Consider the following 25645-nt stretch of genomic DNA (forward strand, 5'->3'; position numbering starts at 1 on the left):
GTGTTAAATGTTTTAATGCTCTCCTGGAGTAAAAATTCTAGCTATCAGTCTTCGTCTTTTACCTGTTGCCCGCCTTCTTTCTTGATATAATCAGAAGGAGTCATATTATACTGTTTAATAAAACATTTTCTAAAATGTTTGGTATCATTAAACCCAACTTCATAAGCAATTTGCTTAATAGTAAACTCTCCGGATAAAAGCAATTGTGCACTCCTTTGGATTTTAATAAATCTGATAAATTCTGAGCCAGACATGTCTGTAATAGCTTTTAGCTTACGATAAAAGGTAGAACGACTCATGTTCATTTCTTCTGCTAATTCATCCGTATTAAAATCGGAATTACCTAAATTTTCTTCTATTTTAGTGATGATTTTCTTGATAAACTCGCCCTCAAAAGATGTGATTTCTACTTCGCTTGGTCCTAAGCTAACTTTTTGTGTAAATAGTTCTTTTAGCTTTTTTCTTGATTCTAGCACATTTCTAACATGCGAAAGCAAAATAGGAGAATTAAAAGGTTTAGATAAGTAAACATCGGCACCTTTATTCACTCCTTTCAAATGGGCAGATGAATCTGACTGTGCTGTAAGTAAAATAACAGGAATATGAGAAGTGCTTAGTGCTGATTTTACTGCATGACATAATTCATAGCCATCCATTTCTGGCATCATCACATCGCTGATAATTACATCCGGGATAGTATCTAGCGCTAATGCTAAGCCCTCTTTTCCATTAAAGGCAGTAAAAGTTTGATAGTTTGGTTGTAGTAAAGAGACCAGATATTCATTAACTTCTATATTATCTTCTACAATAAGTGCTATAGGTTTTACAGTTTCTGTAGTTGAATTAAGTACTATCGCTGTTTCTTCTTCAACATCCTTTTCGGGTATTGAATCTTCTCCAAGATTTTCATAAATAGGTAATTGGTCTACTTCATGGTGTGCATGTAGGGGTAGTAATATGCGGAAAGAACTTCCTTTTTGCAGCTCACTATCAACCTTAATGCTACCATTATGTAATAATACCAAGTCTTTAGTAAAAGCTAAGCCAATACCTGTACCTGCAAATTTACCAGCTTCTGCTTTTGCAACTTGGTAAAATCTGTCAAATATTTTTTCTTTTTCGCTCTCGCTGATGCCTTTACCTGTATCGCTAACAATAATTTCACAAAAAGGAGTTTCTTGCTTTTCTATAGCGTTCACTGTTAAACTAACCGTTCCTCCAGATTCAGAAAACTTAAAAGCATTAGCCAATAAGTTATACAAAATGATAGTCATTTTTTCCTCATCAAAATCAAGCATCATTTGGCTACTAGAGCTAGAAAACTGGAATTTTATATTTCTTCTGTTAGCTTCATTTCTGAAAGAGTAAAATATTTGCTTGCTAAAAGAAACAATATTGCCTTTACTTGCATTTAACGTAAGCTTATTAACTTCTGCCTTTTGAAAATCTAAGAGTTGATTTACCAAATTCAATAGTCTTTTGGCTTGGTCTTGAAGGCTTAATATGGTTTTTCTTACACCAAAATTTAAATTTTCTGTTCTGGATAAATCATCTAGAGGAGCTATCATTAAAGTTAATGGCGTTCTAAATTCATGTGAAATATTGGTAAATAATTTTGATTTTATTTCAGTTATTTCACGCTCTCTTTTCAAGTTAAGATTAGCCAGCTCTAATTTGTTTTTTAATCTTAACCTATTTAAACCAATATATCTGGATAACCATAGCAAGAATAAGAAAACTGTTATATAAATAAGTTTAGCCCACCATGTTTTCCAAGGAGGGGGTAAAATGGTGATTTTTAGGGCTGCACCTTTGTTGTTCCAAATATTATCACTGTTAGATGCTTTTACCTCTAAAATATAATTGCCTGCAGGTAAGTTTGTATAAGTTACATTACGTCTGCGGCCGGCATTAACCCATTCTTGTTCAAATCCTTTTAATCTATATGCATATTGGTTTTTATCAGAAGCATGATAATCTAAAGCTGCAAAAGATATCGTAATAAAATCTTGCTTATAGTTTAACGTTATTTGTTGCGTTTTTAGTAAAGATTGTTTTAAAACTATGTTTCCTTCTATTTCTTCGCCAACGGCAATTTGTTTATTGTTGATAATTAGATTAGTGAAATATACAGGAGGTAGCATTTCATTAATTTTTATACTATCCGGATGAAAATAAGTGATACCTTTTATACCGCCAAAGTAAAACATACCTTTAGCATCTGCAAAGGCTGCATTTTCTGCAAATGCGTTAGATAACAGACCGTCTCTAATGTCAAAGTTTTTGAATACTTCTGTGTTCGTGTTAAAGCTTACAATTCCTTTATTGGTACTTATCCAGATTCTCGATTTTTTATCGGGTAAAATAGCGTGTATATAATCGTTAGGGAAATTATTACCAGCAAAATAATTTTTAAAAGTGATATGATTTTTCCGTTCTACTAACTTATTTAAACCGTTGGGCGTACCAATCCATATTGTACCCTTTTGGTCTTGTGCTATACTTAAAATAATACTATTGCTAATAGATGTTGAATCCTTGATATAGTGTTGGAAGTTTTTAAAGCCATCTTTACTCCTGTTATAGAGGTGTAATCCATTAAATGTACCTATCCATAACCTACCTTTATTGTCGTTAAACATAGAGGTAATGCGTTCGCTCTGTAATTCATCCTGAGAGGAAGATAGCTCATATCTTTTTACCAATGGTTCTCCAGTTTTTTTATATCCTATAACCCTGTTTAAACCATTACTTTGTGTCCCAAGCCAAAGAATTCCAGCTTTATCTTTTAAAATAGCTGTAATCTTATTAGCGCTGATGCTTGTTTTTTCTGTTGTACTTATATACCTACTTATTTTACTGTTGGGATTTAAGCCATCCATGATAAATAAGCCCTCATTAGTGCCTATCCATAATTTATTACCATTTTGAAAGACAGCATTTACCCTAAAATTAAAGCTAGGAGCTAAAGGTAAATTAACTTTACTAAAGGTTTTGCCATCATTAGAATATACCAAACCACCATCTTTAGTACCTATCCATAGGGCATGGTTACTATCTTTTAAAACAGAAACTACAGGGGCATTTAATAAGCTTCCTGCTTTATTGTATTGATGGGTAATATTATAAAATTTCTTTTTGTGCGGGTTTATTCTGTAAATACCGCCCTCGGTGCCAAACCAAATTACGCCAGAATGATCTTGTTCTATACTTAAAACAACTTTATTGAAATAGGTTGAGTTTTCTGCCGATGAAAATATATAACGAGTAAAACTTTGCGAGTTAATATTAAATTTATTCAAGCCACCACCCCAAGTACCCACCCATAATACGCCGGTTTGGTCTAGTAAAACTCTGTAAGTATTATCATTACTTAAACTATTAATATTTTTAGGGTTGTGCGTATAATTTTTAAAGGCTTTAGTAATATAATTAAATGCAAATAAACCCTTGTTCCAACTTCCTATATAAAGCGTGTTTTTTGCTTTGTCTATAGCCAAAGAAGTTAGTGTAATAGAGTTAAGTCCAAATTTAAATTCAGCTATAAGTTTTTTAGCTCCATTATAATTTCTTAAGCCACTTGTAGTGGCTGCCCAGATCATTCCACGATCATCAGCTACGATACTATTGGCAATACTTTTATCTATTTGTTTAAACTTTTTTGTTTTTTGATTTAGATAATATAAACCTTTAGAAGAACCAACATAAACATCCCCATTCTTATCCTCATAAACAGAGAATATGTCGATAACCCCTGCCACATCGGGTATGGTATAGCTGGTAACACTATCTTTTAAAAAGTCGTATTTATTTAACCCTCCAGTTTTAGTGCCTATCCATAGGTATTCTTTACCCGCATACATGGCTTCTACTGCTTGGCTTGATAGATTATTGGCAGAGCTTGATTTATTTCTTAATAATTTAAGGTTATATCCATCATAATGATTAAGCCCTCCTCTGGTACCAAACCATAAGAAACCGTATATATCCTGCTTTATAGATGTAACTTCATTGTTTACTAATCCATTATCAATAGATAAAAATGTATAAATGTGCTCTTGAGCTATAACGCTAAAAGAACAACATAATAGATAAAAGAAGTATATTAAATGTTTAAACATCGTTTTGAAACAAAATAATAGCTTTGTCATCGTACTTGCATACGAGTACCAATATGAAGCATTAATTAGGTTTGTTTAGGTTTTATTATTAAATATAATTTTAATCGGTCAAAATATACAGCGTTCCTAAATTTTATTTTACATCATTATCAATAAAAGGAATACTGCTATTAATGCAAAGTACACAACATATTCATAGCGATTTAGTTTCATCATGTTCAATTTTATTGGCAAATTCAATTCTAATTGTTTCTTCTAAATTAAGAGTAATATGTCAAGCAAGTTAACTCATACCATTCAAATGAGGGGGTGATTTGGTTCATATAGATATTTTATTGACATGTATACACCCTTCTTTTGAGCTGTTTAAACTAAAGTTTATTAAATCTAATGATGAAATTTATTTGATGATTTAATGCTTTAAATATGAAATTTTTCAACCCTAAATTTTTTATTTTCTCTTTCTGTTTTACCTCTTTTCATGCGTTTGCTCAGGATATTAAAGTGGCAAGTATTTTTGATGATAACATGGTATTGCAACAAGGTATTCAAATTCCAGTTTGGGGTATGGGCCCAGCAAAGGAAGAAATTAGTATATCTTTTGCAAATAAAAATTTGAAAACCATTGCTGATGAAAAAGGTAAATGGATGTTAAAGCTACCTAAGATGCAGATTAATCGTATTCCACAAGAACTCATCATTTTATCAAAAAATGATACTATTATTTTTAAAAATATTTTAGTAGGGGAAGTTTGGTTGGCCTCCGGACAATCTAACATGCAGATGAAATTATCAGAAAGCAACCATGCTGCACAAGAAATTAAGTTGGCTCAGTTTGATGAAATTAGATTCTTCAACGTAGGTTTAAATATTAGTCATCAACCCTTAAATAGGGTTAAGGGAAGTTGGAAAGTGTGTAATCCAACTAGCGCAGGTTCTTTTTCTGCCGTGGCTTATTATTTTGCTAAAGATTTACATCAAGACCAACGTGTACCCGTTGGTATTATCTCTGCATCATGGGGAGCAACTCCTGTTGAAGCATGGACATCTAGTGAAAGCCTTATCCAACATCCAGATTTTAAAGATTCTATCTTCAAATATCAAAAGCTTGAAGCCAATTGGGAATTACTTTATCGTAACTATTTAAACGAGGTAGAGCTAGCAAAAAAATCAATTCCTGTTGCTAAAGCGCCAATGCTTCCGAAAGAGAAAAATTATCCAACGGCACTTTTTAATGCCATGATAGCACCTCTTATCCCTTATGGAATTAAAGGTGTGATTTGGTATCAGGGAGAAAATAATGCCAGTAGAGCAGCACAGTACCATAGTTTATTTCCTCTATTGATTAGAGATTGGAGAACAAAATGGCAAAAAGAAGAATTGCCATTTTTATTTGTGCAATTGGCAAATTTTAGAGCCAGAAATGAAGAACCTGTTTTTAGAGACAATTGGGCTTTATTAAGAGAGGCACAAACAGCTACCTTAAGAGTTCCACATACAGCAATGGCTGTTGCTATAGATATTGGCGATGCTAAGGATATTCATCCTAAAAATAAAAAAGATATAGGTAAAAGGCTTTATTTGGCAGCTAGTGCTGTTGCTTACCATAAAGATGTGGTTTATAGTGGGCCTACTTTTGCGTCTTCATCCATCAAAGGAAATGAGATTATATTGAGTTTTCGCAATGTTGGTAAAGGATTAACTAGCAAAGGCGAGCTTAACTCTTTTGAATTGGCCGGTGCCGATAAGAAATTTTATTGGGCCAATGCTAAGATGGTAGGTAATAAAATTATCCTCCAATCAGACAAAGTAGCCCAACCTGTAGCGGTCAGGTATGCGTGGTCTAGTAATCCAGAAGCAAATTTATATAACAAGGAAGGTTTGCCAGCAGTGCCCTTCAGAACTGATGATTGGTAAAATAACACAACACAAAAAGAATCTATTAAAATCTATATCAGCAATAAAAATATTTATGAAGTACCTATTCTTTTTCTCAATTATTACACTTATTTCTTTCACTACAATAGCTCAGGAAAAAACGTCAAGAAAACCCAATATCATTGTTATTTTATTAGATGATGCAGGTTATGCAGATTTTGGTTTTATGGGCTCAAAAGATTTGAAAACACCAGAGATTGATAAGTTAGCTAAAAGTGGTATCGTTTTCACCGATGCGCATACCAGTGCAACGGTTTGCTCTCCATCTAGAGCCGGATTAATTACCGGCAGATACCAGCAACGTTTCGGTTTCGAGTGTAATGGAACTGGAGATAGCCTAGGTTTAGATGTTTCTGAAATTACCCTTGGCGCAACCTTACAGCAAAAAGGTTATAAAACTATCGCCATAGGGAAATGGCATTTAGGAGATAGAGAAATTTATCGGCCAAATGCAAGAGGTTTTGATGAATTTTATGGTTTCTTAAGTGGCTCTAGAAGTTATTTTCCAAATCCTCAGCAGGATAAATATGGAGATATCAATGCTATCAGGCATAACCAAAATCATGTGAAGTTTGAGTCAGGTTACCTTACAGATGTTTTTGGCGATGTTGCCGTAAATTATATCGATAAGTTTAAAAATCAACCCTTCTTTATGTACTTGTCTTTTAATGCGGTACATACACCTATGCATGCAAAACAAGAAGATTTAGAAAGGTTTAAAAATCATCCGAGACAATTACTTGCTGCTATGACATGGTCTTTAGATGAAAATATTGGTAAAGTGATGAGAAAGCTAGAAACTGAAAAATTACTAGAAAATACCTTGATATTCTTTTTAAGTGATAATGGCGGTGCCAATAATAATCAATCTACGGTATTTCCTTTAAAGGGATGGAAAGGGAATAAATTTGAAGGCGGCCATAGGGTGCCTTTTATCATGAGTTGGAAGGGGCAATTACCTGAGGGAGTAAAATCAGATAAACTGGTTTCATCTTTAGATATTTATGCTAGTTCTTTGGCTATTGCAGATGCTAAAAATCCTACTCATAAACCGATAGATGGTGCTAGTTTGATACCTTTTAAAGCTAAGGAAAAAGGTCATCAGCAATTGTTTTGGCGTAAAGATGAAGCAGCCGCAGTACGTAAAGGCGATTATAAACTTATCAGGATTAAAGAAGGCGGTACAGTTCTTTATAATTTAAAAGCTGATATTGGGGAGACTAAAGACTTATCTAAACAAGAAACAAAACAATATAAATCATTAAGTAAAGCTTTATTAAGGTGGGAGAGGGGCTTAATTGACCCTTTATGGTTTGAAGAACCAGAATGGATGCAGATTACTTCTGATATTCATAAAGCTTTAATGAATAATCAGAAACCTAAAAAGATTCAGCCTCTTGAAGTGAAGTAAGTATTTGCTTTAAGTTAAATGTTCAATAGTATTTTTAATATTCTTATAAAACAAGAATCAACCCTTTTTTTTAACGCCTTTTTATTTAGTATCTCTTAGAAAAGATTTATAAACTTACAACAAGCATTAACAAAATAAGGCTGTCTCAATTACCACTTTGTGTCAGGCTGAGCGGAGTCGAAGCCTTTCCTGAGTATATCAGATAACATTTCGACTCCGCTCAATGTGACAAATATGATTTTGAGATAGCCTCTTTAAGTTTATTTTACACTTACAGCCTTTAGTATATAACTGTATGCATATTTACTTTCTAGCAATCTGTATTGTTTATGGGGTAAAGCTCCCCAGCTATTATCACCGCCAACACCTCGTTGTTTTAAATCAACATGTACGGCTATAGATTTTGCCAGAGGCACATCAACCGGATGTTGATTTTTCTTAGTTAAACCAGGGTCTAAATTCTCTGTCATGTATTTTAAAGCACTAAAACCCAAAGGTTGTAAGCCATTTATTTGGATACCAGTTCCGTTTTTATCTTTTAATGTTATCCATCTTACATCGGTTTTATAACCATTCTCTTGCGGTCTGATATAGTTTGCCGTAAACTGATTAGCTACCAGATCTTGGTACAGACCTAAGAAAGAAGAAGTATTTCTATCGCTGTAATTTTCCCATGGACCACGACCATAATAGGCTAAGTTGTCTAAACTAAGCGGAATTTGTAAACGCATACCAAAACGAGGAAGCTCTGGCAACTTCTTATTCGTCATATCAATGCTAGCATCCACTTTAATAGCTCCATCATTTAAAATGGTGTAATTTATGATGTAGATTGCATCAACCTCAGTTAAACGATAAGTAGCGTTTATGGTTAAACCTTCAGCAGTTTTTTCTCCAATTTCAACTTTTGTGGCTATTTTATTAAGATGTGCAGTTCTCCAGATGTTACTTGTATTTTGCATTTTATTACCAAAGTCATTATCAGTTGGTGCTCTCCAGAAATAAGGTTCTGGTATAGCATTTAAAACCGATTCGCCTTTAATACTATAATGTGTTAAGAAGCCTGTTTTGATATTGAAAGTACCTTTAATATCTCCCGAACTGAAATTTAAAAAGTTACCATCTTTTTGAATACTTAAAGTTCCCTGGTTTTGGATATCCTTTTTGAAATAATTTACAGCATCATAACCAAATTGTTCTTTTGCGATCTCAAAATTTGCAGGCACTAGGGCAGAAGCTTGTTTGGTATAAGCATAAACATTTAATAGATACTCGTTACCATCATTAAAGTTAATAGGTGGTAATTTTATGGTCACTTGTTTTTCTTGTTGTGCATCTACTACCGCATTAAAAGTGCCGTTTTTAATAGGTTCTCCATTTTTGATGATTACCCACTTAAAGTTATAATCGTTTAAATTTTTAAAGCTAAATAGATTCCTTACAGTGATGATGCCTTTTTTCCAGTCTTTATCTTTAAATAAAATATCTTGATAAACCTTTTTAACCTCGTATAATCCTGGATGCGGAGTTCTATCGGCAGCTACTAACCCGTTTGCACAAAAGTTCTCATCGTTTTGAAGGTGCAAACCGCCCAAATCGCCACCATAAGCATAATATTGCTCGCCAATTTCGTTTTTAGCTTTAATGCCTTGGTCTACCCAATCCCAAATAAAGCCACCTTGCATATGCTTACTACTCATGATGATGTCCCAATAGCGTTGGAAATTACCAGTACTATTACCCATAGCATGGGCATATTCGCACATAATGTAAGGTCTGGTTTTGGTATTATCTGCAGCATAAGATTCCATATAAGAAATACTTGGATACATAGGGCTAACAATATCTGTATTAGATTCTTCCATGGCCTGCTCAAACATAACTGGTCTGCTAGGGTCTTTAGCTTTTAACCATTTGTAAGCGTCAAAAAATACTTGTCCGTTACCACACTCGTTTCCCATGCTCCAGATAACAACCGATGCATGATTTTTATCTCTTTCAAACATCCTTTCTATCCTATCTTGAAAAGACGGAGCCCATGATTTTAAATAAGCAGGATGTACAGATTGATCAAAGCTGCCAGGTAAAACACCCATGCCATGCACTTCGATATTAGCTTCATTAACTATGTAGAAGCCATACTCATCGGCCAGTTTATAAACTATTGGGTCATTAGGATAATGTGCTAATCTTATTGCATTGATGTTGTTTTGCTTCATCAGCTGCATATCCTTGATAATGGTTTCTTTATTAGGAACACGCCCTGTTACATCATCATGCTCATGCCTGTTAACGCCATGGAAATAAACTTTTTTACCATTTACCAGAAGCTGTGCATCTTTAATTTCTATCTTTCTAAAACCTATTCTGCTACTTGTAGTTTCAATTAATTTTCCTGCTTTATTTTTCAAGCTAATCACCATGGTGTATAGGTACGGCGTTTCTGCCGTCCACTTAAATGGAGCTTTAACTTTAGCATCAAACCTGGCCGATAAGCTATTATTATCAATATTTTTAGCTTGCTCTAAAACCAATTTCTGCTGGGCATCATATAAATGAACAACAGCTTGATAGTTATGAGCAGGCTCTTTCTTGAAAGACGAGAAAGCTACATCAACGTTAAATAAACCATCTTTATAGCTGTTGTCTAAATCTGCTTTAACAGAAAAATCAGTAATGCTAAAATCGTTTTTAGCAAAAATGTAAACATCTCTTTCTATACCAGATAAGCGCCAAAAATCTTGGTCTTCTAGGTAGCTACCATCATGCCACCTAAAAACTTGTGCAGCAATGGTATTTTTTCCTTTTTTCAGATATTTAGTAATATTAAACTCTGCCGGGGTTTTGCTCGCTTTAGTTAAGCCCACTTCTTGTCCGTTAATGTATAAATACATAGCGCCAGAAACAGACCCAAAGTGAATATAAGTTTGCTTAGCTTCCCAGTTTTCTGGTAATGTAAAGTCTTTTCTATAAGTACCAACCGGGTTAAAAGCATGGTCTATATAAGGCGGGTTTTTAGGAAATGGATAAATAATATTGGTGTAAATAGGGATGCCAAAACCGTTCATCTCCCAGTTTCCGGGTACTTTTATGGTTTTCCACTGGCTATCATCAAAATTAGCTTGAAAAAAATCTAAAGGACGTTGTGCTGGTTGGTTAACATGATGAAATTTCCAATCACCATTTAATAATTTGTATTGGTTTGATTTCGAAAAATCGTCTTTTAAAGCATCATTCACATTTTGATAAGTAGTAAATGTTGCATGTGGTTTTTCTAGATTGATATGGACAATCTTTTCATCTTCCCATTCGCGGTAAGAGAAAATTTTGTTTTGTGCAAAGGCATAGTTAGCCACAAGCACAGCCGAAAGTGCTATTTTAAAAAATATAAATTTATACATGGATAAAATAAGTTTATCCTTCAAAAATAGCTATAAGATGTGTTAAGAAGGGGCTTTAAAAGGTTCAAAATAAGGGTGAAATTCATTCATTAGCTATTTCAAAACATGAATTTTATTTCAAAAAACTTTATTTTCTATTGATAATGGCTTAATAAAAACAAAAAAGAAGCTGCCAGAATGATTTTCGTGGCAGCCTGCTAAACCAATTTTATTAGAAAGGTATTCTAAATAGAGATGAGTTATACAAAATTCAATATTTTAAAAAGGCAAATCCTGCAATATTTGGGCAATCTTTTAAACTAAATTGTCATTTAGATTTTATGAATTTTTGTTTTAAAATTTGTTTCCCGTCTTGTTGCATAATGTTTAAGATATAAATTCCTTCTGGCAGTGTTGCTACATTAATTTGTGTTTTTCCTATATCATGATGCGCAAATTGCTCTAAAACTATTTTTCCTGTAATATCAGTGATAATAATTTGTTTTATCTGATTAGAAAAATTATTCAAAGTAACATTCAATATATCTTTGGTTGGATTAGGGTATACCGCCTCATGGTTAAGATTTTCATCAATAAAAATAATATTAGAAACTATAAATTGCCCATCAAAATCAATCTGTTTAATTTGATAATAAGCAGGTTTATGCTCAATATCCAAATAATTATATACTACTTCTTTTTGATGATTTTTTAAAGGTTTTATTTGAGTTAAACCATAGAAAGTTTTGCCATCAGTAGATTTTAAAACTTCATAATAATTATTGTTCTCATTTTCTACCACACGCCAATTCAGAGCATTCCCTTTAAAGGTTTTATTACCATAAAAACTTATGATATTAACCGGAAGAACTTCATCAGGCTCTATCAAAATTGTGTTTACATCAAAATTACCAATATCAGCCATTACCCTAACAAGGTGCAATCCTTTGTTTAAATAAACATGATAAGGTAGCGATATTTGATTTTGGCCACTGATACTTTGCGGATTTGAAATCATGCTATTTCCATCAATACTAAATTTTAATACAGCATTGTTTGCCCAGCTATAATTAATTTTAATGGCATAGTTACCATCTGCTTCAATATGGATAAGGTATCCTAGCCAGTTTTGTTGTTCTAGTCTCTGTGTGCCAGTACCTGGGCTTAACCAACTTGGTTTAGACAAGTTAAAATTTTTACCATCAATATTAAAAGGAGGTTTGTTGCCGATGGTAATAGCAGCTTTAGGTGTATTATTGATAATATCTAAGGCCCTATATTTAGGTGTATTTAAATCATAAACATTTTGGGTGAAACCCCATTGAGAGTCTCCGGTTGTTTGAAAATAACATAACAAATCGCCACCAACATTAGACCATACTTCATGATGGGCCACAATTAAATCTGTCATCCGAGGATCATGATTTGCCTGCTCTTTTACAGTTTCTACAGCAGCGTTTAAAGGTATACTTCTATCTAGAGAAGGCCCCCCTTCATAAGCAACTCTTTTAAGTCCCATGGCAGCAACATAATTAGCATCTTTAGTTTGTGCAATCATCCAGTGGTTTACATCAAAGCTTTTACTTGTCCAAATATTATTTAAGGTTAAATTAGGGTCGTTATTATCTGGATTATAATAGGCAGAACCGCCACCACCATATAGGTAATATTGTATAGGTTTATTTTGTGTGTTAGCGTAATGGTCAAGCCATGTTAGCATCTCCTCAGCAGTACTTTGGGCATTTCCTTGCTGCCACATCAATACAGGTCTTATCCTTGTCATCATGCTAGCATCACCACATACTGTTCTAAAAATATTACTTATTTCAACTGTTCTTTTAGCAATTCTGCGCCAAGCCCAATACCAAGTATTGTTAGTATTATCAAAATTAAGGCTCGAGTTTCCGCTTGCAACTTCTTTTTTTGCTAAATCATGATTCTTATGCGATTGACTAAAAGCCGAAGCTGTATTCCAAACCTCATTACTATACTCTATATAAAGTTTTAAGTTTGGATTTAAATTTTGATGCCATAGATCTGCTAAGCTTGCAACATAATTGTCATCCGCGAGAATAGGTATATTTATCCAAGCGTCAACATTCATTTCATTACAAAAAGCAATCATCGTTTCCCAAGAGGTGCCTCTGCCTTCCCAGCCATATCCTTCGGTATTTAATGAGCCCCAATAATAATCATCCGGCACCCTTTGGCTCCATGTGGTGGTAAGGGTATCGCCATTAGTTGCTGTAAAACCTAAAAATCTAACACATTTTACTTTTGCCATGATATTTTTAATCTCATTAGTAAAGGATGTACTAAAATCATAAGATTGTGTGCTATGAGGAGCAATTGGGCGCATCATTTGAACATTTTTAATTCCATTGTTGGTTTCAGTAAATCTAAGTCTCAAGAAATAGGAATAAGTTACCACAACATCTGCCGTTGTAGTATTGGTAGTTGGGTTATATACTTGGTTCACTATATTTCCGCCAGAAATTACTGCCGTACCATTAAATCTTAGTTTATAAGTGCCCTCCATATTTTCTAGGCCATGCCATACATAAAGTTCCGCATCTTCTGTGGGCCAACCATAATTGTCAACATCTGCTTTAACCGTATAATTTGTACCAATCTTATACCATGGTCTAGCAATCCTAAATACATCTGTAAATGCTCTGTCCTCACTATAATCATGTGCCGAGCCCATATTTATACCAATATAATTGCTATTGTTTTGAGCTTGAAGAAAAGAAGAAAAAATTAAAACAATAAATAGGGTTAAATTAATGAGTTTCATAGTTGAACTTTTAAGAACTTGCTCAAACATGTTGCCACAGCCTAAACATATAGAGTGGTATGAAGAGATGGAGGAATTGCGATTTTTGGATTTTATGTATTGAAAATCAGCATATTGTGTGTAGATATTGATGCGATAAAGCTTTGCTTTGAATTATCATTATCGCTAATATTATTTAACAATAAGCCAAAATATTATAATCATAATCTGCATTTAGAAAATAACTTCCGTTGCTAAAAAAGTAAATAACGAGTTTAAGTTAAGATAGAATAGCATCAACGTTTAAAAAGGATTTATACTTATCATAAGAGTTTAAGTCAAAATAGTTGTAGTATAGGCTCAAAAATGTTTAAATAATATAAGCATCATAATTTATTTTAGTTATTTATTAAACCTCCAGATAAAACCTATAATGAGATACCTTAAAGTAATTTTTTTGTTTTTGTTTATCCTGAAGCCAGGGTTTGGTATTTGTCAAAAAGTAGGTTTTACAGATGCAGCTCAATTTGGCTTCTCACCTACAGCGACAGGCATACAAAATTCGGAAGCATTACAAAAAGCAATCAATCTGGGTGGTACTATTATCGTAAGTAAGCCTGGTGTCTATAAGTTTGCTCAAACAGTATATGTTGGTAGCCATACAACTATAGAATTTGGAAATAATGTATTCATAAAAAAGGTTAACGAAAAAGGTAATTTTTCTCATGTCTTTCTTAATAAAGGGGCATTAACCAAAACTTATAATGAGCATATCAGTATTAAAGGACTTAATTTAATGGTTAATGGTATAGATAAACCTTTTTCAGAAGTATATGGGTTAAGAGGGCAAGTAGCTTTTTTTTATGTAAAAGATGTTAATATTGAACGTTTTAGGTGTGATGATTTAACAAAAATGCAGTTTGGTATACATGTGTGCACTTTTGAAGATTTAATTATAGATGATGTAATCATAAGAGGTGAAAAAGATGGAATCCATTTGGGCAGAGGGAAAAGATTTACGATTAGAAACGGTGTTTTCCAAACTTTTGATGATGCCATTGCACTGAATGCACATGATTATGCAACAAGTAATCCAGAGTTAGGTTGGATTGAAAACGGAGTTATAGAGAATTGTCATGATTTAAATGCAGAAAATACGACTGGATATTTCTGTCGGATTTTAGCAGGTGCATGGATCGATTGGCAAGAAGGAATGGAAGTTCAACAATCAGATGCAGTTGTAGCTAATGGAAGAATTTATAGGGTGCAAGCTCAACCAGATGGCACAAAATATGTTTCCAAAACAAAACCTACACATAAAGAGGGTAGCCAAATCATAGATGGAATTAATTGGGGTGTTGTTCAAACTGATGTAACATATACCGCAGGCGTTAGAAATGTAGTTTTTAACAATATTTTTCTCGAAAAGCCTCGTATCGGCTTATCTATTCATTTTGATAACGATAAATATAGCCGTTCTTATTATCCCAATGCCACTATTCCATTACAAGAGCAATTAAGCTTTAACAATATCCGCATATTACACAATCAAGATATTCCATTTTTACTTATTGCAACTCCGGTTGATTTAATTACCATTAGTAATTCAAGCTTTAGAAATAATCATATTCAATTTATAAGTAATAAAGCTATGGTTAACTATCTAAAAACAAATATCAACATCTACGCATGTTCTTTCCAAAAGGAAGGAGAGTTTGAATTGTTAAAAAACGATGTTGATGGGAAAGAAATTTACTTAAAAACTTTTGGTAATATAGCGTTACATGAGAATTTCAAAGCAAAAATTAATCCAGGAAAGGGTTTAATTAATATACAATCAGACTTAACAGGTTTAAAAAAAGATTAAGTATCCTTTTAAGTGAATATTCTATTTGCTTAATTCTATTAGCTTTTTGTTTATTATACATTATAAGATAAAGGCTAGTTTAAAAGCCCATTCATTTTTGTTATGAGTATTTGGGTAAAAATAGTTGTAATAAATGCTTAAAATGTTTAAAACTTAAAAGGGCTTACTTTTTAACTTTATACCCTAGCCAAAAGACTATTTTAAACACAATGAAAATAAAATTACTCCTTGTCATTTTATGCCTAGCATCAATTTGTAAAGCGCAAACACCAACTGAAACTTTTAATGTAGTTACAGAATTATCTATTCCTACCCATCCAACAAATGGAACGGATTTCCCAACTTCCATTGTTAGCCATAAAGGAAGTATTTATTATGCTTATATAGATCCTTCATTAAATGGATGTATAGCTAAAAAAGATCCTAACGGAGTGGTTACATCTGCAGTGGTATTACCAGGTATCCAAAATAATCCTTCGCATACCATGGTTGGTATAGCTATAGATGCAGAAGGTTATATACATTACATTGGTAATATGCACCAAAACCCAATGGTTTATTTAAGATCTGATAAACCTGAGGACATCACGGCTTTTACATCTTTAAATGGAGATGTAGCAAACGGGGGGATGTGGGGCCCGGTAGGGGTAACCTACGGTAGGTTTGTGCAAAGTAGAAAAGGAACTTTATTTTTTCTTTCAAGACAAAGACTAAATACCGTTAATGAAGGCTGGGTGCAAGGTATCATGGGAGGCCACATACAAGTATATAATACTGATACCAAAAGATGGACCCAGTTAGGCTCATTAAATTATAGTATGGTAAGTGATAGGGGCCAAACCATTACAGGTGGTATGGATAGTCAGCACCAAACAAGAGCTGTAATATGGGATAATTCGGGGGCAGGAGCTTTTCCTGGTCCAATAGGTAACGCTTATCAAGGATATAAATTAAGAGTAGTTTTTGATAAAAATAACAGGATGCACATGGTATGGAATGTTGCAAAAAACCCAGTTTTAACAACTGTTTCTGATACCCATACCCATTTAATGTATGCCTATTCTGATGATGAGGGTGTTACTTGGAGAAAATCTGATGGCTCTTTATTAACCCTGCCAATTGGAACTACCAACGGCGAAGTTGTGTATAGCGAAGATCCAAACGTAAATACGCAAAGAATGTACAATTTCTGTAATATCATGTTAACAGCTGATAACAGACCCGTTCTACTACAGTTTTCTTACACTCAAAATAAAACTTTAGCTTTTAAATTTAACGGCACAACTTGGGAAGAAGTTTCAGGGACTTGGAATCCAAGTTGGCCAGGCGAAGGCTTAATAGATGATAACGGTTACATGTCATTGGTAAGTGGTAGCGGTGGCGGAATGAGACGTTCTAATGATAATGGTACTAGCTGGAGACAATATACAGGTGTATCAACCTATCCGGGTGCCATATCATTCGACTATGAATATTACAGAGAAACCGGTATTTTAAGGCTACAAAGTGCAAACGGAGGTACTCTAAGTGAGGTAAGAACTGTAACATTTTCTAATGCTAGTGAAGGCCAGCTTGTTCCGCCAGTATTTAGTGTTTTAAGCGGTTCTACTTTTAATGCGGCACAATCTGTAAGTATTACTCATCCTACGGCTGATGTTGTTATCAGATACACCACAGATGGTTCTTTACCAACTGAAACAAACGGAACCGTTTATACAGCACCAATTACACTCAATAATACTACTACCATTAAGGCTGTAGCTTTTAAAACAGGTAGGTTAAGCAGTCGTTTTGCTGCCTCCAGAATTCTTGTTTTTATTGGTCCGGATACACAAGCACCTTCTGCTCCAACCAATCTAAGTCCTACCAATATTTCATCCAGAGGTTTTACCGTAAACTGGACAGCATCTGTAGATGATCGTACAATAAATCCAACTTATGAGGTTTATTTAAACAATACCATGGTAGGGGTTTCTACCTCAACAAGTTATATTTTTAATAATTTAGATGCAGGTACTAATTATAGCGTAACTATAAAAGGTAAAGATGCCGCAGGTAATGTCTCCGCTTTTAGTAATGTATTAAGTGTAAGCACCCTATCATCAAATGCTATTGGTATTTTTACCAGTAGGTTGGATATCGGAGGGGCATCACCTGCTGGAAGTTCTACTTTTAATAATGGTACTTATACCATTAATGGGGCAGGTAATACCAATGCAACAAATGAAGCTTCCCAATATTTATTTAGAGATGTTACAGGTGATTTTGTTTTAACTGGTCGTGTGCAGTCTTATACTTTTGATAATAATGTAGCTAATATTTTTGGAAGAGCGGGCTTTATGGTAAGACAAGGTACGCAAGCTAACAATCCGCCGGGTTTGTACCTAGCTTGTTTTAATAGTGCAAATGGTATCGAGTGGCGTACAAGGGCAACCCAAAGTGCAAATTTCATACAAGCAAATGTTGTTTATAGTAAACTATTACCTCATTGGATACGTTTGACCAGAACTGGGAATAGCTTTAGGGCAGAATACTCAGAGGATGGTTCTGCATGGACAGTTCTAGGTAATCAAACTGTAGTTTTAGAAAGTACAGTGCAAGTGGGTTTATTTGTAGCTTCCAACCTAAATGCTTTAAGATCTGCCACTTTTACCAATGTATCTATCACTACACCAAATGCTGTAGCAGATAATGTAGCACCAAGCGCAGCAACCAATATTTTTGGTTCAGAAATAACCACTAATAGTTTTAAAGTTAACTGGACTGCTGCTACAGATAATGTGGCTACTACCGCCTATGATGTTTTAATTAACGATAATTACGTAGGTACTACCACCAGTACTTCTTTTACCGTAACAGGTTTAACATTAGGCACAGGTTACAATGTAATTGTTAGAGCTAAAGATGCTGCGGGTAATACTACGCCAAGCGCACCTGTTAACATAGCTACTAGGTCTAATGATGCTTCTGTTGATAAAACAAGCTCAGCTATTGTTGTTGATGGTGTTAAGGAAAGCTCATGGGCAGGCGTTACTTTGCCTATCGCAAAAGTAACAACGGGTACTGTTTCCGGAGCTGCAGATCTAAGCGGTACATGGCAAGCAAATTACGATGCAACAAATCTTTATATTTTTGCAGATGTAACTGATGATGCTATCAATACCACATCTTCAAATTGGTATGAAAATGATGGGATAGAAATTTACATCGATGCTACAAATGCAAAATCAGCTTCTTATACAAGTTCTACTTTCCAATTAACTTTTACACATGGTAATGCGGTTCTAACTTCAAGAAACGGAGCTTCAAGACCTGTAACTGGTGTTGAGCTAGCTTTTGTTAATAAGGCAGCCGGCGGTGGTTATGTAGTAGAAATTAAAATACCTTTAGCATCACTAGCTATACCAACTCCTGTAGCAAACGGGCAAAAATTAGGTTTTGATATTTCGCTAATTGATAATGATACAGGTTTTAGAAAAGGCAAAATGAGCTGGTTTAATAACCAAGATAATTCTTGGCAAAGCCCTGCTAATTTTGGTATTGTAACTTTTTCTGAAGTATCAGATAATCAAGCGCCTACGGTGCCAACAGGATTAGTTTCTTCAAACATTACCGCAACCGGATTTAAATTGGATTGGACAGCTTCTACAGACAATATTGGCGTAGCAAGTTATGAGGTATTTAGAAACGGTGTTTCATTAGGTACTACTACACAAACAACTTTTAATGTAACTGGTCTTTTGGGTAGTACAACTTATAGCATGACCGTTTTAGCTAAAGATGAAGCTGGTAACGCATCAGCACAAAGTACGGTATTAAGTGTTACTACACTTGCACCGCCAGATACTGAAGCTCCAACTTCACCAATAGGTTTAGCTTTCTCTAATGTTACAGAAACAAGTGCTGTTATCAACTGGTCTCCTTCTTTAGATAATGTAGGAGTTACAGCTTATGAAATATTTGTCAATGGTACGTCTGTAGGTACAACTAGTATCACAAATTTTGAAGTAACAGGTTTAACAGCGGGTACAACTTATAACATTACTGTTAGAGCTAGAGATGCGGCTGGTAATAATTCTTCGGCAAGTCCCGCTTTAGTTGTAGCTACACTTGCTGCGCCAGATACGCAGGCTCCTAGCGTACCTACAGGCTTAGCTTTCAATACACTTACCAATACGAGTTTTAATATTACTTGGATGGCTTCAACAGATAATGTTGGCGTTACTTCTTATGAGATTTTTAATAACGGTGTGTCTGCTGGTACAGCAACAAGTACTAGTTTTTCTTTAACAGGTTTAAATGCCCTTACAGCTTATTCCATAACCATAAAAGCTAAAGATGCAACCAATAATATTTCAGCAGAAAGTGCAGCATTGGTGGTTAATACACTTGCAGCTCCTGATGTGCAGGCACCAACCGTACCAACGGCTTTAAGTTTTGCTAACCTAACTTTTAATGGCTTTACTTTAAATTGGACAGCCTCAACAGATAATATTGGAGTAAGTAGTTATGAGATATTTAGAAATGGTAGCCTTATTGGTTCATCTACAACTACAAGTTTTGTGGTATCAGGTCTAGATGGTTCAACTACTTATAGTTTAACGGTTTTAGCCAAAGACGTAGCTGGTAATTCTTCGGCTCAAAGTACAGCTTTAAGTGTAACCACTCCGGCAGCTCCAGATACACAGGCACCAACCGTACCAACTGGTTTAGCTTCGTCTAACCTTACCTTTAACTCTTTTACATTAAGCTGGACAGCCTCAACAGACAATGTAGGTGTTACTTCTTATGAGATTTTTAGAAATGGTGCATCTATAGGAACATCAACTACAACTAGTATTGTATTAAATGGCTTAACAGAATTAACCAATTACAGTATGACAGTAGTAGCTAAAGATTTAGCTGGTAATGTTTCATCACAAAGTGCGCCATTGGTAGTAAGAACCCTGGCAGCACCAGACACACAAGCACCTACAGTACCAACAAATCTAGCTTCCAGCAATATCACAGTTACTGGCTTTACCTTAACTTGGAGTGCCTCTACAGACAATGTTGGTGTGGTATCTTATGAAGTATTTAGAAATGGTACCTCTATAGGAACATCAACTGCAAGTAGTTTTGCGCTTACGGGTTTATCACCTGCAACAAGTTACGCACTAACTGTATTGGCAAAAGATGCGGCAGGAAATGCTTCGGCTCAAAGTGCTGTTTTAAATGTTACCACTTCTGCTGGTGATATACAAGCACCAACAGTACCTACTGAACTTATTGCTTCAAATATCAATTCCGCTGGTTTTAGTGTAAGTTGGAAACCTTCATCAGACAATGTAGCAGTAACATCTTATACCGTATATGTGAATGGTCAAGTTTATGGTAATACTGCTAGTAATACCATTTTCATCAAAGATTTATCTCCAAATACCACTTACACCATTACGGTTGCTGCTGCTGATGCTGCTGGTAATGTTTCGGCACAAAGCACAGGTTTAGCAGTAAAAACGCTTACTTTTTCAACAAATAATTTAGATGTAGTTGTAGCAAATTTATTGTCACCTAATGGAGATAATATCAATGATGTTTGGATGATTGAAAACATTCATTTGTATCCTAATCATCAAATTAAAGTATTTGATTCTTTAGGAAGAGTTATGTTAGACAAAAGATCTTATCAGAATGATTGGAATGGAACCATAAATGGTAATTTATTAAATCCGGGAGCTTATTTGTACATCATAGACCTTGGAAACAATAAAACATTAAAAGGATTTATAACCATAGTTTATTAAGCTACCTATAACTCATTTGAAACAAGCTTTAAAGAATAAAAAAATGTTAAAAAGAAATATATTTATCATACTTCCTTTACTGTTATTAGGTAGTTTAGCTTTTGCTCAACAACCATTTATCAATCAGTATTACCATAATCAATACCTGATAAATCCTGCAAATGCAGGTATTAATGATGGGTTGGTTATAGGCTTGGCTTATCGTAACCAATTTAACAGTGTTGCGGGTGCACCTGTTAACCAAGCCATTACTGCTTCCTATAAAGCGGGTAAAAATGTTGGTTTAGGCTTGCAGGTTAACAATTCTTCTATAGGGTTGCTAAAAAGTACTGGTGCAGTTTTAAGTTATGCTTACCACTTGCCTTTAAGCAAAAGTTCAGAACAATTACATTTTGGGGTATCCGTAGGCGGACGACAGTTAAGGTTAGCTCAGTCAGATATTACGGCTTCTAATAGCGACCCCGTTGTAGGACAGTTTTCAGATAGACCTTTAACATTAGAATCAAATTTTGGTGTAGCCTATACCAATGATAAATTAAACCTTCAATTTAGCTTGCCTAACCTAAGCCGTTTACTCAAATCAGATATCATCACCACAAATAATTATTCTTATTACGCTGCAGCAAGTTATCTGTTTTTGGCAGATCAGAATTTAGGCTTTTCTGTTGAACCTATTTTAACCGCACAGGGTATTATTGATAATGACCCTTTAATTGGTGGTGGTGCCAAATTAAATTTTTTAGATGATAAATTTAATTTGTTAGGCTATTATGGTAATAATAAAGTCTTAAGTTTTGGTTTGGGTTTCACCTATGATGAAATCATATCTTTCCAAGGTAATTACAATGCTTCTAACAATCAACTTCCTGGATTTAGTAATAGTTTTGAAATTGGTCTGAATATATTATTAAAGAAGAAGAAATAAATTTAACGCTCTTTTTTTTCTAACCTCAGTAATCAAAATTCCTTAACTGATATTGCAATATATTGTCTCCGAGTTTTAATATTTATGTCAAAATAGTTTAAGAAAGAGACAATATATTGGTTAATATTCTTTCATAAGCTTTCTACTTTTGGATATAAACCGAAAATTATATTTAATCAATTATGCAAAAACTAATTATTTCAAAGCAATTAAAATTGCTATTATGTGTGAGCACATTAATGTTTTTACATGTCCATTTGTTTGGACAAGCCTTAAGAGAAATTAAAGGTGTTGTAAAAGATGGTACCGGGGAACCATTAGCCGGGGCAACAGTCAAAGTAAAATCTACAACAAGAGGTGTTACTACTGATTTGGATGGTAAATTTACAATATCTATAGCTGATGGAGCCACTTTAGTAGTGAGCTATGTAGGTTATAAAACACTAGAAGTTAGAACGGGGACTTCAACTTATTATCCTATAGAACTAGCTTCTGAAAATGTTTTAACTGATATTGTAGTAACAGGTTATGGTGTGCAAAGAAAGAGGGATATAACCGGTTCTACAACATCTATTAAGGCCGAAGAAATAACACAAGTTCCGGTAATGAGCCCGGCACAAGCTTTACAAGGAAGAGCAGCTGGTGTAAACGTTATCCAATCTAGCGGTGCACCAGGTGGTGCAACCCAAGTGCAAATTAGAGGGGTGAACAACACTGGCGAAAGACGAGGTTCTAACTCTCCTTTATTTGTAATAGATGGTGTGCCTTTGTTTGAAGTTACCGGTGAGTTTACCGCAGGTGGTGGTGGCGCTAGTACACCAGACTTTAACTTAGGTAACCCCTTAGCAACCATCAATCCAAATGATATTGAATCTATGGAGGTGTTAAAGGATGCTTCTGCAACTGCTATTTATGGTTCAAGGGCTGCCAATGGAGTGATTATCATTACCACCAAATCTGGTAAAGCTGGCAAAAGTAAAATCAATTTAGATTATTACTATGGGGCACAGCAAATGACCAACAAATGGGATATGCTTAATGCTACCGAGGGTATGATGGTGAGAAATCAAGCTATCGTTAACGTAGTAAGTGGTCCAAGAAATATTGAACCAGAATTATTCAATCCTTTTTCTTTTGCTTCTAGCCCTGATTATCCAGGCAGCACAGATTGGCAAAACGAGTTATTTAGAACAGCACCTGTTCAGGATTTAAATTTATCGGTTTCTGGTGGGGTAGATAAAATCAGATATGCCGTTAGCGGTAACTATTTTAACCAAGAAGGTATATTTTTAGATACCTATTCAGAAAGGTTATCAGGAAGAGCTAATTTAGATTTTGATGCTACAGATAAATTATCTTTCGGTATAAGAACAACTGTATCAAGACAAACAGGAGATAATGCTTTCGACGCAAATGGTTTCCAAGGAAACGTCCTTATGGCTCTTACTTCTTTTTCTTATCAGCCAGCATACTTTGCAGATGGTTCTTATTGGGGGCCACCTAATACTAATGGAGTCGTTTTCGATAATAGAAACGGCGTTACAGAAGCTATCGAGTTCGATAAACTGGTAGATAGAAATCGTGTTATTTCTAATGTTTTTGGAGAGTATAAAATAGCTAAAGGTTTAACTTTTAAAAGTTCTTTTGGTATTGATTTAGTAAATGTGAAGCAGCGTACTTATACTCCAGCTATTCTTAGAGGTCCTACCTTTACTTATGCAGGGCCTGACACTGCGCCAAACAATTTTTCTAGATCTCAATTAGATAACACCTCTGGAAGAAATTGGATTGCAGAGCAAACTTTAAACTACAATAGAACATTTAACAATGATCATAAATTAGACGTTTTACTAGGTTTTTCAGCTCAAGAATTTAATTTGGAAACGAATTTTATGAAGGCAGACGGCTCGTTAAATCCAAATTTATTATTGATAGGTCCAAACAATGCTACAATGGTAGCTTTTGCGGAATCTGTTTCTCAAAATACATTAGTATCTCAATTTAGTAGAGTTAACTACAGTTATAAAGGTCGTTATTTATTCACCGGTACAGTACGTAGAGATGGTTCTTCAAACTTTGGTCCTGATAATCGCTATGGTATTTTCCCATCAGCATCGGTAGCTTACCGTATTTCTGAAGAAAATTTCTTTAAACCATTAAGAAGTGTAGTTGATGATTTAAAAATCAGAGCGAGTTACGGTATAACCGGTAATCAGGATATTGGGGCTTTCGCTTTCATAGCTTTAATGAACCCAAGCAATTATGTCTTTAACAATGCTTTAGCTACAGGTACAGCTCCTAATGGTATCCCAAATGCAGGTTTAAGATGGGAAGCTAACAAACAAACCGATATCGGTTTAGACGTTTCTTTCTTAAAAGGTAGAATCGTGTTTGCGGCAGATTATTTTGTTAAAAATGCAACGGATTTATTGTATAATAATTTATTACCAAGAACATCTGGCTTTTTCTCTCAACAGCAAAACTTAGGGCAAATTCAGAACAAAGGTTTCGAGTTTGCTTTAAACACGGTTAATATTGATAAAGCTTTAAAATGGACTTCTAGCATCAACGTATCAACCATCAAAAATAAAGTTATTAATATTGGTGTAGACGGTAGCGGAGCACCTTTAGAAATTAGAGGTATAACTCCAAGAGGCGTTGCGGGACCTATAAACTTAACAAAAGCAGGATATCCAATAGGTTCTTTCTGGGGTTATCAAACTGATGGTTTATACCAAACAGTTGATGATATTTACAGAAGAAACCCTGATGGCTCTTTTATGGTAAATGCTACTACCGGTCAAAGAGTACCTTATCAAATTGGTCCGGGTAACAGAATTCCACAACCTGGAGATCAAAGATATATTGATGTTAACAACGATGGGATTTTAAACGATGCAGATAAAGTGATATTAGGCTCGCCATTTCCAGATTTATTTGGAGGTATCTCTAATAACTTTACCTATAAAAACTTTGGCTTAAATGTTTTTGCTAATTTCTCTTTAGGTAATGAGTTATTTAACCAGGCCAGACTACAAATTCAACAAGGTTTAAATTCTTGGGGTAGTGTAGATAATTTAAATGCGTGGACTGGTCCTGGAACTACAAATACTTATCCAAGAGCTACTGCCGGAGCGCAATCTCAATTAAATTTGCTAGAGTCTAACAGGTTTATTGATGACGCCTCTTTCTTAAGAATTCGTAACATCACTTTTTCTTATCAAGTTCCTGCTAAGTTTATTAACAAATATAAAATGCAGTCTTTACGCTTATATACCAGCGTATCCAATGCTTTTACATTTACCAAATATCAAGGTTGGGATCCAGAGGTTAGCAGTAATGGTAGTAATGGTATTAACGGAGGTCACGATTTAGGTTCTTACCCTGTTGCTCGTACTTTCCAAATGGGTATTAACATAGGCTTATAATTAAGATTTTTAA

At 34.6% G+C, this 25645-nt stretch carries 9 protein-coding genes; 6 read left to right on the forward strand and 3 right to left on the reverse strand.

Annotated elements, in window-relative coordinates; genetic code table 11:
* Positions 1–44 precede the first annotated feature (44 nt).
* Complete coding sequence (locus tag H510_RS0115165; protein WP_026905084.1) at positions 45–4121, reverse strand: hybrid sensor histidine kinase/response regulator transcription factor; 4077 nt, start codon at positions 4119–4121, stop codon at positions 45–47.
* 426 nt (positions 4122–4547) lie between these two features.
* Here H510_RS0115165 and H510_RS0115170 point away from each other — a divergent pair, with 426 nt between their 5' ends.
* Together H510_RS0115170 and H510_RS19145 are read left to right on the forward strand one after the other, a co-directional pair.
* On the forward strand, positions 4548–6038 hold the full coding sequence (locus tag H510_RS0115170) for a sialate O-acetylesterase (protein WP_051291301.1): 1491 nt from the start codon (positions 4548–4550) through the stop codon (positions 6036–6038).
* A 55-nt stretch (positions 6039–6093) separates the two neighbouring features.
* Positions 6094–7470 carry a sulfatase-like hydrolase/transferase gene (locus H510_RS19145; RefSeq protein WP_051291327.1) on the forward strand — a complete coding sequence of 459 codons (1377 nt, stop codon included), beginning with the start codon at positions 6094–6096 and terminating at the stop codon, positions 7468–7470.
* 260 nt (positions 7471–7730) lie between these two features.
* Here the strand turns inward: H510_RS19145 and lacZ are convergent, their stop codons facing one another.
* Together lacZ and H510_RS0115185 are read right to left on the reverse strand one after the other, a co-directional pair.
* A complete protein-coding gene (gene lacZ / locus H510_RS0115180; RefSeq protein WP_036693106.1) occupies positions 7731–10871 on the reverse strand; it encodes a beta-galactosidase, LacZ type in 3141 nt (1046 codons plus the stop codon).
* A 307-nt stretch (positions 10872–11178) separates the two neighbouring features.
* Positions 11179–13647 (reverse strand): T9SS type A sorting domain-containing protein, encoded by a 2469-nt coding sequence (locus tag H510_RS0115185; protein WP_162143085.1) that lies wholly within the window; start codon positions 13645–13647, stop codon positions 11179–11181.
* 412 nt (positions 13648–14059) lie between these two features.
* Here H510_RS0115185 and H510_RS19150 point away from each other — a divergent pair, with 412 nt between their 5' ends.
* From H510_RS19150 to H510_RS19160, 4 genes are all read left to right on the forward strand, one after another.
* Complete coding sequence (locus H510_RS19150; RefSeq protein WP_051291303.1) at positions 14060–15493, forward strand: glycoside hydrolase family protein; 1434 nt, start codon at positions 14060–14062, stop codon at positions 15491–15493.
* Between the two features lie 209 nt (positions 15494–15702).
* Entirely contained in the window at positions 15703–21279 is a 5577-nt protein-coding gene (locus H510_RS19715) for a fibronectin type III domain-containing protein (RefSeq protein WP_155978002.1), read from the forward strand.
* A gap of 43 nt (positions 21280–21322) precedes the next feature.
* A complete protein-coding gene (locus H510_RS0115200; protein WP_026905088.1) occupies positions 21323–22204 on the forward strand; it encodes a PorP/SprF family type IX secretion system membrane protein in 882 nt (293 codons plus the stop codon).
* A gap of 227 nt (positions 22205–22431) precedes the next feature.
* Positions 22432–25632, forward strand: a complete 3201-nt coding sequence (locus tag H510_RS19160; protein ID WP_162143086.1) for a SusC/RagA family TonB-linked outer membrane protein — start codon at positions 22432–22434, stop codon at positions 25630–25632.
* The last annotated feature ends 13 nt before the right edge of the window (positions 25633–25645 follow it).

The organism is Pedobacter glucosidilyticus DSM 23534 (assembly GCF_000425145.1).
GTDB classification, from domain to species: Bacteria; Bacteroidota; Bacteroidia; order Sphingobacteriales; family Sphingobacteriaceae; genus Pseudopedobacter; species Pseudopedobacter glucosidilyticus.